Consider the following 12,198-nt stretch of genomic DNA (forward strand, 5'->3'; position numbering starts at 1 on the left):
CGAACTCGCTAATTCGGCCTTACCCTTCACCATGGCGGCCGCACTTCCGAACCTACTCTCGTAACGACAAGCGTGCTTGACGACGGATCGAAATGCCGCAATCGTGTGTCGAGATCGCTGCCAATCTTTTATCTATTGAATGACCCGAGTTTATGAACTCGCAGCCCAGTCCGAACGCGGCTAGGGCAGACGACGGCGGTAGCTCGCTGCCGCTCAACTCGCTCGACAATATTATCACAGGTCGCGCACCACCGCTGGCGCGTGGGCCCTCGCCCTACAGTCCTGAACCGCGCCTGATTGACCATCTCCTGGCCGTCGCCACCCGCGCAGGCCGCCTTGCCGGGCAGGACTGGTCCGACCTCGCTTACACGGCGGGACTTTTCCACGACCTCGGCAAGTACAACCCGACATTCCAAAGCTATATGCTCGGCACTGGCGCGCGTGTCCCGCACTCGATCGTCGGCGCGCTCCACCTTTTCAACACTGCGCCCCAAAATGATTTCCGGGGTGGGCTCGCGCTCGCCTATGCGGTCGCCGGTCACCACGGCGCGTTGGCCGATTTCGGAACGACCGGCGATAATTCCGCGGCGACTCTGGAGTTCAAGCTGAACGATCCGGCTGGCGGGACGCTTCTCGCCAACAGCAGGCGCTTCGCCTCAGAGCGGCGCCTCCAGCGGCACCTTCCGGCCATCCCAAACTGGGCGACCGACGAGTTTTCCTACTCGTTCCTAATCCGCATGATCTTCTCGACCTTGGTCGATGCTGACCGGCTTCACTCCGAAGAGACAACGGATGCGGAGGTCCACGCGCTCCGGCACCGCTCCACCACGATCGCAGCCCTTCTCGACCGCCTGAACGGCCGTTTGGCTCAGTTTGGGCAGCCGACTTCGCAGATTGCGCGGGAGCGGGCGAACCTGCTCCAGCAATGCCGGGAGGCGGCCATGCTGCGTCGCGGCCTGTATAATCTCAGCGCCTCGACCGGTCTGGGCAAGACGCTGTCGAGCCTCGCCTTCGCGCTCGAACATGCCGACGCACATGGGATGCCCCGCGTGATCTACGTGGCGCCGTACACTTCAATCATCGAGCAGACTGCGGGCGTGTTCCGGGACGCGCTGGGCGATGCCGATGTGGTCGAGCACCACAGCAGTGTGGTGACCGACACACCCGATGATGTCGATGACGAGGGCCTTCGGAACCGCGAGCGCGAGAAGCTCAATCGCGAGAACTGGGATGCCCCGGTGATCGTCACCACGGCCGTGCAGTTCTTCGAGTCGCTCTTCGCCGCCAGGGCACGCCGGGCGCGCAAGATCAACCGGATCGCCAACGCGGTGATCATCATCGACGAGGCACAATTCCTGCCGCCTGCGTATCTGCGCCCGCTGGTGCGATCGATGCGCGAGTTGATCGACCATTACGGCTGCACGATCGTCCTCTCGACGGCCACACAGCCCGATCTCGACCCGAAGCCGTGGGCAGCATTCGACGGGCTCTCGAACCCATACGAAATCGTCGAGGATGTGCCCGGCCTGTTTCAGCGCATGAGTGGTCGCGTTCAGATCATCGTGCCACCCGATTTGACTGTGCAGGAGCCGCTAGGCGATCTGGCCGACCGGGTGATTCAGCACGACAAGATCCTCACGATCGTTAACACGAAGGGCACGGCACGTGATCTATACGGCATCCTGATCGCGAAGGGTCTCGGCGCCTATCATCTCTCAGCGAACATGTGCGCGGCCCACCGCACGGATGTTCTCGGCGAGGTGCGTGCCAAGCTTCCGGATCCAGCCTCCGGGCCGCTCCGACTGGTGAGCACTTCGCTCATCGAGGCCGGTGTCGATGTGGATTTCCCGGTCGTGTTCCGGGCAATCAGTGGCCTCGACTCGCTCGCCCAGGCTGCCGGGCGGTGTAATCGTGAGGGCAGGCTCGCCAGCGGCCGCTTCGAGATCGTCGTCGTGCACGAGCCGATCCCGCACCTGATCGCGAACGTCATGGCCACACGGCGCATCATCGGGATGACGGGCGCCCACGGCTACCTGTTCTCGGCCGAGAATTTCCGGAACTACTTCTCGGACCTGTACGGTCACTGGCGTCGTCAGGGCCGGACGGTGGGTGCCACCGACCCGCTCGATCGCCGCGACGTGCTCCGAAAGTTGCGCGGCCCGCGCGTGCAGTTCCGCGAGGCCGAGGCGGCCATGCGGATCGTCGAGGATCCCCAGCAGGGGCAGGACACCTCAGTCATCGTGCCCTACGGCGCGATCGGCACGGCGCTCTGCGACGAGTTCATCCGGGTCAACTCGGGCGGGCGGGGTAGCGCCAACCTGTTCGAGCGAACGCAGCGCTACAGCGTGAACCTCCCGGAGCGGCAGGTCACCCAGGCGCTCGCCACGGGCTCAATCGTCTACCTGGATCGGCTCAGCACCTACGTCGCGACGAGATACGACCCCGTCTACGGGCTCGTTGTCCAATAACACCGCCTGCGAGGAACGCCCTATTATGAGCAGAAATCACATCCGTTTGCGGGTCGAAGGCGAGTTCGCGTGCTTTACGCGGCCGGAGTTCAAGGCCGAGCGCCGCTCCTACGACGTGATGAACCCGAGCGCCGCCCAGGGGCTTCTGGAGTCGATCTACTGGAAGCCGCAGATGCGCTACGAGATCCTGCGCATCCACGTGCTGAAGCCGATCCGGTTCATCTCGATGACCCTGAACGAGTTGGGTCAGACGGCCTCGCGCAACGGCCAGAACATCATCGACGACCGGATCCAGAAGACCACCTCGATCCTGGCCGACGTGGCCTACGTGATCGAGGCGAGGATCGACGAGTTCGAGGACCAGGGCAAGCACGGCGCCGTGTTCGAGCGTCGAGCCAGCCAGGGGCAGTATTTTCGACCGCCAGTGCTCGGCCAGCGCGAGTTCGTGTGCCGGTTCAAGCTGCTCGGCCGGGACGAGACGTTCAGGCCAATTCCGGTCACCCGGAATCTCGGCTGGATGTTCCACCAGCGCCTATTCGACGCCAGCGGCCGGGCCGAGCGCATGACGTTTTTCGACGCCAAACTCGTCAACGGAACCCTGGAGATCCCACCTTTCCTGGAGACCCGCCATGCTGCTTAACCGCCTCGTCGAGCAGCAGTCTCGGCTGGTCGCGAACGCCGAGATCAGCCGGATCGACGGGTACGAGCCTGTCGTGATGCACTTCGCGATCATCCTCGACCCAACCGGCCGGGCGATCGTCGTGCGAGCGACGGACGGCAAAGAGAAAATCTTGGCGCCGCGCACCGACCGCACGGCCAACACCCTCGGCGGCCTGCTCTGGGACCATCCGGACTACCTTCTCGGCCTGACGATCCTGCCGGAGATCAAGCCGAGCGCTACGGCCGCCGAGATCGAGAAGATGAAGGCCCAGGCGGAGGCCAAGGCTCTCAAGCGCCTCGGCTCGGCGATCGTCGCGCCGAGCGGCAACGAGCAGTCCTTCCTGAACACGCTCTACCTGATCCGTCAGAGCGTCCGGGACGCGGGCGAGAGCTACGCGATCCTGGACGCGATCATGAACTTCTATACCAAGGGACATCGCGAGGCGTTCCTCGCCGACCAGATGTCCCAGCCGATTCGCGAGCGGGCCGAGAAGGGCGAGAAGCCGACGATCTTCCTCGCCATGGACGACGGTCTCGGTCCGGAACTGGCCATTGAGACGCCGGGCCTCGACGAACACCTCGTGCACGGCCGCATCGCCGTCTCGCAGGCGGAGCGCGTGCAGTGCTGCATCAGCGGGGATGAGGCCGTGGCCGCGGACCTGCACGGCTACATCAAGGGCGTCCTGGGCGGCCAGCCGACCGGCACCAAGCTTGTTTCATTCAATGCGGGTCACTTCGACTCGTTCGGCCTCCGGGACGGGAGGAACGGCCCGGTTAGCGCCGACATTGCCCGCGGCTACCACCGGGGCCTGAACCACATGCTGTGGTCGCAGACCCACCACGTCGCTTTCGGCAACGGTAAGCGTCCGGGCGACTTCAGCATGATCGTCTGGGGCACGGACTCGACCGTCTCCGGCAAGGCCGCCCTATTTGAGGACCCGATCGTCGAGCTTCAGAAGGTCCGCAGGTTGATCCGCGCGGCCTACGTCGGCCAGGAGCCCCAGAGCATCGTCCGGTCCGGGCTCCAGGGTCCGACCATGCCGGAGTTCTACTTTCTAGCGCTGAAGGCCAACTCCGCCCGACTGTCGCCGATCCTGTGGCAGGAGATGACGGCCGAGGAGTTCTACCGCGCCGCCCGCTCCTGGTACGCCGATATGGCCCTGATCCCGCCGAAGCGGGACGCCCGACCGTACCTTTCCATCCCGCAGCTTCTCGGGGCAATTCTGCCGCCCGGCGAGAAGTTCGACAAGCACCTGATGGGCCGCCTCTTCACCGCGGCGATCCAGCCGGGCACGCCTGTGCAGCCGGAGGTCATGGATGCCGCGCTGCGCGCCTTCAAAACAACCCTGATGGGCTACGTCCCTAAGCTTGGCGTTCGCGCCGTGAGTAGAGGAAAGGATGGCCCTACTCTCAGCTACCCGATGCGGCAGCATCGCATCGTTTCATTGGCCAAGCTCGCACTCGCGAGAAGCCACAGACCGCAGAGGCTTCCGATGGCGCTCGACAAGACCAGGACGGACGTATCCTACAATCTCGGTCGCCTGTTCGCGGTCTTGGAGGCCACCCAGAAGCGGGCTATCCCCGACGCCTACACGACCATCATCGCCCGGATCTCCGGCGCAATGGAGACCCCGGCCTTCGAGTTTCGAGCCCTGCTCGCGAAGAACACGAAGCACCTGAGCACCTTGGGGCCGCGCGGCGGATGGTTCGCCAAGCAGGTCGCCGAGGTCATGGGCAACCTGGACGGTCGCCTCCCGACCATCCTGCGGGCTGACGAGCAGGTTATCTTCATGGTCGGCTACTGGCATCAGGTCGCCGAAATGCGCCGCGCGCCCACTGCCCAGGCCGATGAGACCGAGGATGAAGAGCCAGTCGCCAGCGACGCCGCCTAAGTCTTTCCGAACCCCACCAGAGCATCACGAGGATAGGACCATGGCCAAGACCGCTGATACCGCCGCCGTTTCCGCTATCGAGGGCGTCCGCCGGACCGACATCTGCATCCTGTTCGACATCTCAAATGGCAACCCGAACGGCGATCCGGACCGCGGCAATGCCCCGCGCCGCAACCCGATCACCGGTCAGGGTCTGGTGACTGGCGTTTGCCTGAAGCGGAAGATCCGCGACCGGATCGCCGAGCGCTACGAGGGGCAGCCCGGCATGGAGATCTTCATCACGCGGGACGCCGTGCTCGGCGAGAAGAAGGCCGAGACCATCAAGGGCAAGGCCGACCCGAACACCGCGATCCAGGAGCGCTTCTACGATGTGCGCGCCTTCGGGGCAGTGCTGCGCGCTAACAAGAGCGAGGAGTCCCGCGCCGACAACGTCAACGGCCCCGTCCAGGTGAGCTACGCGCAGACGATCGACGAGATCCAAGTGAGTGAGCCCGCGATCACCCGCTGCGCCAGCGAGAATCGCCGCGAGCGGGAGGGACGTGAACTCGACAACAAGACCTTCGGCGCCCAGCCAATGCTGCACTATGGCCTCTACCGGGCGCACATCTTCGTGGACCCGATCAAGGCTAGGAAGACCGGCTTCTCATCAGACGATTTCGCGGCCCTCAAGGATGCACTCTTAAATCTTTTCGAGGGCGATCGAGCAGGCATGCGCAACACCATGTGCGTCCGGGCCGTCTACGCCTTCGAGCATGTTAGCGCTTACGGCACGCCGGGTGCGAACGGCCTCGAACTCCTGGAGGCTGTTGCCGTCGAGCGAAAGTCTAATACTCCGGCGACCAGCTACGCCGATTACAACATTTATTTACCGGAGAATCTCCCGGAGGGCGTGACGATGCAAGTCTGGAAGGCACCACAGTCTTTCGGTCGCAAGCTTGCGGCCTAAGCGGTCCGCGCGAAGTTCTAGGGATCCACCCGGCTGTTTTGAAGTGGCGTAAAAGCCAAGGTCTCTGGAAATATAAATTTCCTGCCCACCTGCACCGCCAATCTGCGCTGGCATAGGGGTGGATGGAGCGGCTCGCGCGAACGCCGAAATCAAGGATATTCTTTTGGGGTTGACGGCCACGATCGATAAGTAGTTAACTTTCAGAGACGCGGATCGAAAATGGGGATGTTGTCCAGCCTAAAGGTATGGAGGTTTAGTCGCTCCATCACGGGGGCGCGGATTGAAATTCTTCGGCGAGTCGTTCGCGCTCGGCGGTAAGCGGTCGCTTCCTCATGGAAGCGTGGATTGAAACTCTGCTCGCTCAGCACGAGCGCGAAGGGCGTCTGTAGCTCCTTCACGGGGGCGTGGATTGAAACGATCTGACCAACGAGAATATGCGCCTGGGCGTCGGTCGCTACTTCACAGGGCGTGGATTGAAACCTCGTGAAGGAGGCTTCTTAGGTCAATGACCTGATCGCTTCTTCAAGGGAGCGCGGATTGAAACTACCTCCTGGACGGCGCCTACGCACAGGGCGACTGTTACTCCCTCTCGGGAGGGCGGTTTAACCGTGAGAAGAGATCGCTAGCTACTTTTCAGCCAGAGTGTACGAAGGTCGCTCTCTCACCAGAACGAGGATTGAAAACAACTCTTGAAAGACAGCTAGAGCATGCTTTTTTCCTGATGACGGATTGGAATGGCATTTTCCACGGCCATTATGTACAAGGAAATGCATAACTCTATTTTTGATGGGCGCGAATTTAATACTTAATTTTATTGAGATGCGGTATTATATACAGTATCGCTCTTCAGAGCGCGGATTGAAACATTGCTTGATATTTCATCTTAGATGCGCGTCCTTCGCCCCTCGTTCGGGAGTGCTAGGCGCGCGTTGGTTGCTTTAGGGCCGAAGCCATAGGGTGCGTGAAGGTACGCCATTGAGCTTCGGTCTGGTACCGCGACGGGCAATGTCAGGTTTGGATTACTTCCAAGGTCATGGAACGCGATCGGACTTAGTCTCAAGGGCTTATGGCGTGTTACTAAATTAAGTGCCGCAGAACGAGGCGCGCAATGCCTGTACTGTATTGGCCTCGATGACCCAGCGCCCGCCCACTGAGAGCCCGAACCCAACTCCGTGGCGCGCTCGAAGCTCGCCGAGCACCCGAATTCGAGTGGCCTCGTAGTTTGCTTCGACGTGAGCCCGCCAGCGCGCCGCTTGTAGCTCGCGCTCGAAGGTCTCGCGCACAGGCCAGAGAGGTAAACCTGCTCCGCGTCGAAGCGCGTTTCTGCACCAGATCGCACTCAGGATCGCCCCAGCATCTACCGTTCTCGATGTCGATGTCGTCATCTCGGCGCCGAAGATGAAAGATAAAGTTCTGGTCGTCCAGCTTTGTAGTTACCATTCGCGTTTTTGGGGTGGATCACCGGTAGAATAAGTTGTCACTTACCGTTCTTATGCTAAGCTCCTGACAGTCGAGACGGGTCGTCGCGTAAGGGCGTGCGACCACGGCGATGCTTTTGGAGCACGCCCTTGGCCATTCACCTCCACGATTGTGTCTCCCAGAACGACACTCAGGCTTTTCGCGAGCCTGCCCCAGTTAGCGGCTGGGCCCTCGCATTGATGGCTCGCCTTGACCGAGGCGGGGCCCGCGGCCTCATCGCTGACCTAACTATGGCCGGTGTTCTCACGCGGCAGGCCGCCTTCCTTGTGGTCTCCACCCTCGACCTAGACACACCCAACGATTTCCTCTGCCGCCTCGGTGTCGCGGCCCAGGGGGCTGAAGGCATTGGCCTCGCCCTGCGGGCCCGCCCCGCCCGTCAGATCATCGCGGCAGCCTTCGCAGTCAGTCCCCACGACGTGCCCACCGGCTATCTGCGCGCCTTGGCCAAGATCGAGGAAATCGGAGCAGGCGTACCCGGCTTGCACCCGTTCGCCGACCCGGCCTCGTACCGCCGCCTCTTCGAGGTCTTGGTCCATCAACGTCACAGCCGCCGGGCTCACGCGCTACGCTACTCGACCAAGTTGCGGTCGAGCACGGTCGAGGCAGCCATGACGCTGGACCCAATCTTGGTGTGGCCCGAAGTTCTCGCCGTCACCGGCACGCCGCAGCGCGTCTCGGCGGCAAACACTGCATTGGATCTCATCCGGGCCTGCCACTCAACCCTGGACGAAGAAGCTTTGGTTACCGCCATGCGCCTGTCGCTCAAGAGCTTCGGCGTTATCGAGGCTTTCGCCAAAACGGCGCTCAGCACCGCTGATCGGCTGCCCACACCGCTACCCGCTGCCGAGGGTATCCGGCCGTTGCGGTCGGCCGCGGAGTACCGCGAGATCGGGGCCAGATTGCGCAACTGCGCGCCAACGAAGATCCCCGAAGCCGCGCTTGGCCTGTTCGCCATCGTCGAGGTGACGCACCGGGCCGACGACGGTTCGGAGACGATCTTGGCGGCGTCGCTGACACCCACGATTGATGGCTGCTGGATGGTCTCTGAGGTCGGGGGCACCAAGAACCGGCAGCCGTCCAGAGAGGTGTTGTACCCGGTGCTAAGGCGCCTTCAGGGGCTCGGAGCGATCATCCCCGGCCCGGCAGTCGGCGGCCCCTACCGCAAGGACGTGGCTGATCTGCTGGGGATCTACCGCTACGCGCCACTTCACGACGCCCTACACCCTCACGGCATCAACGCGGAGGACGACATGCCCGCGGCGCTGAACACCGAGACCGAGGTGGCCGCCTAAATCAGGACGGACAGCGTGATCATCGAGTTCGACGACGATCTTCTCGACCGCTGGAGCAATGAGCAGCTTCTGACGTTGCGCCCAGCCCTGGAGGATCTTGCAGTCCGCATGCGCCGCAATCTGCGTCTCCTCGACAGCCTCCTTGGCGTCGGTAAGGACTGGCCGGATCTCGCCCGCGAGCACAATCGGCTCTGCTACGACCTGCACGAGGCGAACACCCTCGTCGAGGCACTACAGCATGACTTGGCAACCGCCCGAGCGTGGATCGAACGCCTCCAGAGCAGGCTCGCCGAGTTGCAGGACGACGGCGACGCGCACGTTTATGCATCAGTGGGTCTGACCCCGAACGCGCACGCTGTCGTCGTTCACGCAGCCCGCCGAGCACTGCTCGGTCACTACCACCCCGATCGCGCCTCGCCCGATGACAAGAGCAAGATGTCGTCTCAGTTCGCCGCGGCCTCAGCAGCGTTCGACAGAATCGAGGCGCTTAGGCGATGACGTTCTTCTGGCGCCTCTGCTACTCCGTGTCCGACCCGAAACCCTCGCGCCGCCGGGCGTGCCACGCAGTCCTGAAATGTGTTCGAAGGTGTAGTCGGTATCGTGACCGGCAACATCTCCGCCCTGCTGAACAGTGCGAAGGGCTACGTGGTCGGCCTGATCGCGGGCGCCGTCGTGCAGGAGGTCGTCGGCGTAACGCACTTGGCCTTGGTGTTCGCCATCGGCTTGGCCCTGGTGTACGCGATTGATGGCTATCTGCGAGGATCAACGCGCTCGCGCCAGGGGCGCTCCGCCATCGAAAAGAACGCGGAAGTCTCGGTCTACAGAGCCGATAAGCATCACGTTTTCGGTTTTCGCCACCGATGACACTGCTCAATATCCGAGAAGGGTGGCGAGCGGACCTTGAGTTTCCGCCCGGAAGCGGAAGTTCCGGATCTGGCCCTGAGCGAACATACAGAGCGCTCTTCCCAACGCGGAAGCCGTGGCAAAACTTAGCCATTGATCTAAGCATCTTTGCGATGTACAGTTAGCCATATGGATAACCATGGCTTGGCGCTCGATGCCATTTTCCACGCTCTGGCGGACCCGACACGAAGGGCCATAGTCCAGCGGTTGGGTCGTGGCGACGCGACGGTCAGTGAACTGGCGCGGCCGTTCGATATGGCGCTGCCATCCTTCGTCAAACACATCTCGGTGCTTGAGCGGTCGCGCCTGATCACCTCGCAAAAGCGTGGCCGGATTCGAACCTGCCGCCTCGAACCCGAAAATCTGGCCACGACGGAGCGCTGGTTCGACGAGCTACGCGTCCAATGGACTAGCCGATGCTTCAACCTCGACACCCTGCTTGTGAAGCTGAACGGAGGCGAAGATGATCGATGATCTACGATTTGAATTTCTGATCGATAAGGACCGGCGGACAATCACGGTCATCCGGGAGTTTGCTGGCCCGCGTCAACTCGTGTGGGATTGCCACACGAGGAGCGAACTTCTCGACCGATGGTTCGCGCCCAAACCGCTAACCACTCGGACCAAGCACATGGACTTCCGCGTGGGCGGTTATTGGCACTACGCCATGATCACACCCGATGATCAGAAATTCTGGAACCGCTTGGATTACAAAGCGATCAACCCCATCGACGGCTACGCAGCGCAGGACGGCTTCTGCGACGAAACCGGCGCCGTCAATCCGAACCTGCCCGGATCGCAGTGGGATGTCGCCTTCGCCGACGAAGGCGACAGGACCTTGGTGACCACAATCGTCCAGTACGGCTCGGCCGACGCGCTCCAAGCGGCGGTCGAAATGGGATTGGAAGGCGGCATGGCGTCCACCCTGGAGCGCCTCGACGAACTGCTTCTGCAAATCACGGCGTCATAGGCTCCTATGGGAGGGGTCGCGATGACGACCGCTATGAAACCGCCGCTCTGGTTTTGGATCGTCGCGATCCTGCTGACGCTATGGGAAGTAATGGGCTGCTTCGCCTGCGTCATGCAGATCAAGGTCGGTGCGGCGGCGATGGGACCAGCCGACTACTGGTCACTGAATTACTATGCCACCCTGCCGGTCTGGTACAACGCGATCAATGTCGTCGCGACCTTTGGCGGATTGCTCGGCGGCTTGGCTTTGCTACTGCGCAACCGGCGAGCAGTACCCCTGTTTTGGGCCTCGCTCGCCGCGGTCGTTTTGATGTTCGGTTATGCCTTTCTGGCCACCGACCTCATTGCTCACAAGGGATCGGCGGCGGTACTGCCGTTTCCGTTATTCATCGCTTTGGTCGGCGCGCTGTCGATATGGTTCGCGCACTTCGCCGCGAAAGTGGGGTGGCTGCGCTCCTAAGGCGATGTCCTTTTTCCACCCAAGGCGGTCGAAGGTCTCTATATGATCAACAGCCTAGAAGCGGACCTTCCGAAGGTCCAAGAAGGGTCGGGAGTCGATGCCCGCAATGATGACATCGGCGGCACGGCGAGATCTGTTCGACGCACCAGATCTGTCACTCGTTCAACTTGGTGATTTTGCAGCCGGGACGACGGGGAGTATCCGGCACACCCTCCCGTTTCCGGTGGTCTAAACGCTAGGCTTACCGGATGTGCCGGAGCTTGTTGGCTTGCCTTCACGTGCTGGTTCTTCGTCTGGTTCTTCGACTCCGGCCGCTCAAACAGATCCCTGATCCTCACAAAAAGCTCTCCTGTATAAGTAGATCGAGATATTTATCCGAGTTGATTTCCGAGGAAATTCTTATGTTTGGTTCTCAATTATTGCGGCTCTGCGAGGAGATGAAGGCGCTAAGTCTGACATCGTCGCGCGAGCATTTCTCCCGATCTTGGTGCGGCCGCGGTCATTCCTACCTCCACGATTTCACACGGCGCGACGGAGCGACTGCGCGGGTTTCGCCTGAGACCGTCGAGCGGATCCGTATGAGGCTGGCCGAGGCCGGTGCGCTGCTGACCGGAGAACTCCGCGACCGCGTGCGGGCTTACGACGACGCGATCCTTCGCGACATGCATGTCGCCGATCTGCTATCGCGCCGCTCGATCGACGCGAGGTGCCCGTAATGGCTGGGATGAACGTTTCGAGCATTCGCCGTATGATCGCTCGACTACAGGCCAACTTGGAAATTCAGGCAACCCTTGCCAGCCACACTTTCGTGGTTGCGGGAGCCGTCCCGATGATTTTGGACCTGAACTCCCGATCCCAAGACTACCGGCACCGCCTCGCTAACGAGTGGTGCGAAGCACTTGCCACTGGCCGCTGGCGTCGCCGTATCTGCGAACGTAGGGGCAACGCTGTCCTAGATACCGTCATCTTCGAGTTCGACAGCGAGGCCGATACGGCGGCGTTAAACGTCTGGCTCACGATGCGCGGCTGGTGAAGAGAACGTCGCCGACGTGAGTCGAGGTTCACGATCCTCTTCAAGCCTTGAAGATGTTTGCCGATAAGTCCTGAACGCCTTTTGCCACGTAGGTCA

At 61.9% G+C, this 12,198-nt stretch carries 12 protein-coding genes; all 12 read left to right on the forward strand.

What is annotated here, in order from left to right; genetic code table 11:
* Window positions 1–152 precede the first annotated feature (152 nt).
* The 12 genes from OXS27_RS30085 to OXS27_RS30140 all read left to right on the forward strand — a co-directional run bounded on the left by OXS27_RS30085 (window position 153) and on the right by OXS27_RS30140 (window position 12,102).
* Window positions 153–2,468, forward strand: coding sequence for a CRISPR-associated endonuclease Cas3'' (locus OXS27_RS30085; protein ID WP_267361230.1), 2,316 nt, complete (start codon window positions 153–155; stop codon window positions 2,466–2,468).
* Between the two features lie 25 nt (window positions 2,469–2,493).
* Window positions 2,494–3,108, forward strand: a complete 615-nt coding sequence (gene cas5c, locus OXS27_RS30090; protein WP_267361232.1) for a type I-C CRISPR-associated protein Cas5c — start codon at window positions 2,494–2,496, stop codon at window positions 3,106–3,108.
* The gene (cas8c, locus tag OXS27_RS30095) at window positions 3,098–5,020 is read left to right on the forward strand and encodes a type I-C CRISPR-associated protein Cas8c/Csd1 (protein WP_267361234.1); all 1,923 of its coding nucleotides are present in this window, start codon (window positions 3,098–3,100) and stop codon (window positions 5,018–5,020) included. Before cas5c ends, cas8c begins: the two co-directional genes overlap by 11 nt.
* Window positions 5,021–5,060: 40 nt before the next feature.
* Window positions 5,061–5,966 carry a type I-C CRISPR-associated protein Cas7/Csd2 gene (gene cas7c / locus OXS27_RS30100; protein WP_267361236.1) on the forward strand — a complete coding sequence of 302 codons (906 nt, stop codon included), beginning with the start codon at window positions 5,061–5,063 and terminating at the stop codon, window positions 5,964–5,966.
* A gap of 1,568 nt (window positions 5,967–7,534) precedes the next feature.
* On the forward strand, window positions 7,535–8,737 hold the full coding sequence (locus OXS27_RS30105; protein ID WP_267361238.1) for a hypothetical protein: 1,203 nt from the start codon (window positions 7,535–7,537) through the stop codon (window positions 8,735–8,737).
* A 15-nt stretch (window positions 8,738–8,752) separates the two neighbouring features.
* Window positions 8,753–9,235, forward strand: coding sequence for a molecular chaperone DnaJ (locus OXS27_RS30110; protein ID WP_267361240.1), 483 nt, complete (start codon window positions 8,753–8,755; stop codon window positions 9,233–9,235).
* 102 nt (window positions 9,236–9,337) lie between these two features.
* Window positions 9,338–9,601 (forward strand): hypothetical protein, encoded by a 264-nt coding sequence (locus OXS27_RS30115; RefSeq protein ID WP_267361242.1) that lies wholly within the window; start codon window positions 9,338–9,340, stop codon window positions 9,599–9,601.
* Between the two features lie 168 nt (window positions 9,602–9,769).
* Window positions 9,770–10,114, forward strand: coding sequence for a metalloregulator ArsR/SmtB family transcription factor (locus OXS27_RS30120; protein ID WP_267361244.1), 345 nt, complete (start codon window positions 9,770–9,772; stop codon window positions 10,112–10,114).
* On the forward strand, window positions 10,104–10,610 hold the full coding sequence (locus tag OXS27_RS30125; RefSeq protein WP_267361246.1) for an SRPBCC domain-containing protein: 507 nt from the start codon (window positions 10,104–10,106) through the stop codon (window positions 10,608–10,610). Before OXS27_RS30120 ends, OXS27_RS30125 begins: the two co-directional genes overlap by 11 nt.
* 21 nt (window positions 10,611–10,631) lie before the next feature.
* Window positions 10,632–11,069, forward strand: coding sequence for a hypothetical protein (locus OXS27_RS30130; RefSeq protein ID WP_267361248.1), 438 nt, complete (start codon window positions 10,632–10,634; stop codon window positions 11,067–11,069).
* Between the two features lie 578 nt (window positions 11,070–11,647).
* On the forward strand, window positions 11,648–11,785 hold the full coding sequence (locus OXS27_RS30135) for a hypothetical protein (RefSeq protein ID WP_267361250.1): 138 nt from the start codon (window positions 11,648–11,650) through the stop codon (window positions 11,783–11,785).
* Window positions 11,785–12,102, forward strand: coding sequence for a hypothetical protein (locus tag OXS27_RS30140; RefSeq protein ID WP_267361252.1), 318 nt, complete (start codon window positions 11,785–11,787; stop codon window positions 12,100–12,102). Before OXS27_RS30135 ends, OXS27_RS30140 begins: the two co-directional genes overlap by 1 nt.
* Window positions 12,103–12,198: the final 96 nt, after the last annotated feature.

Source organism: Methylobacterium sp. GC_Met_3 (assembly GCF_026540775.1).
Taxonomy (GTDB): Bacteria; Pseudomonadota; Alphaproteobacteria; order Rhizobiales; family Beijerinckiaceae; genus Methylobacterium.

Bases quoted from the DNA above. Each gene is read 5' to 3' on its own strand.
- OXS27_RS30085 (WP_267361230.1), top strand. From the start codon at position 153: ATGAACTCGCAGCCCAGTCCGAACGCGGCTAGGGCAGACGACGGCGGT.
- cas5c (WP_267361232.1), top strand. From the start codon at position 2,494: ATGAGCAGAAATCACATCCGTTTGCGGGTCGAAGGCGAGTTCGCGTGC.
- cas8c (WP_267361234.1), top strand. From the start codon at position 3,098: ATGCTGCTTAACCGCCTCGTCGAGCAGCAGTCTCGGCTGGTCGCGAAC.
- cas7c (WP_267361236.1), top strand. From the start codon at position 5,061: ATGGCCAAGACCGCTGATACCGCCGCCGTTTCCGCTATCGAGGGCGTC.
- OXS27_RS30120 (WP_267361244.1), top strand. From the start codon at position 9,770: ATGGATAACCATGGCTTGGCGCTCGATGCCATTTTCCACGCTCTGGCG.
- OXS27_RS30125 (WP_267361246.1), top strand. From the start codon at position 10,104: ATGATCGATGATCTACGATTTGAATTTCTGATCGATAAGGACCGGCGG.
- OXS27_RS30130 (WP_267361248.1), top strand. From the start codon at position 10,632: ATGACGACCGCTATGAAACCGCCGCTCTGGTTTTGGATCGTCGCGATC.
- OXS27_RS30135 (WP_267361250.1), top strand. From the start codon at position 11,648: ATGAGGCTGGCCGAGGCCGGTGCGCTGCTGACCGGAGAACTCCGCGAC.
- OXS27_RS30140 (WP_267361252.1), top strand. From the start codon at position 11,785: ATGGCTGGGATGAACGTTTCGAGCATTCGCCGTATGATCGCTCGACTA.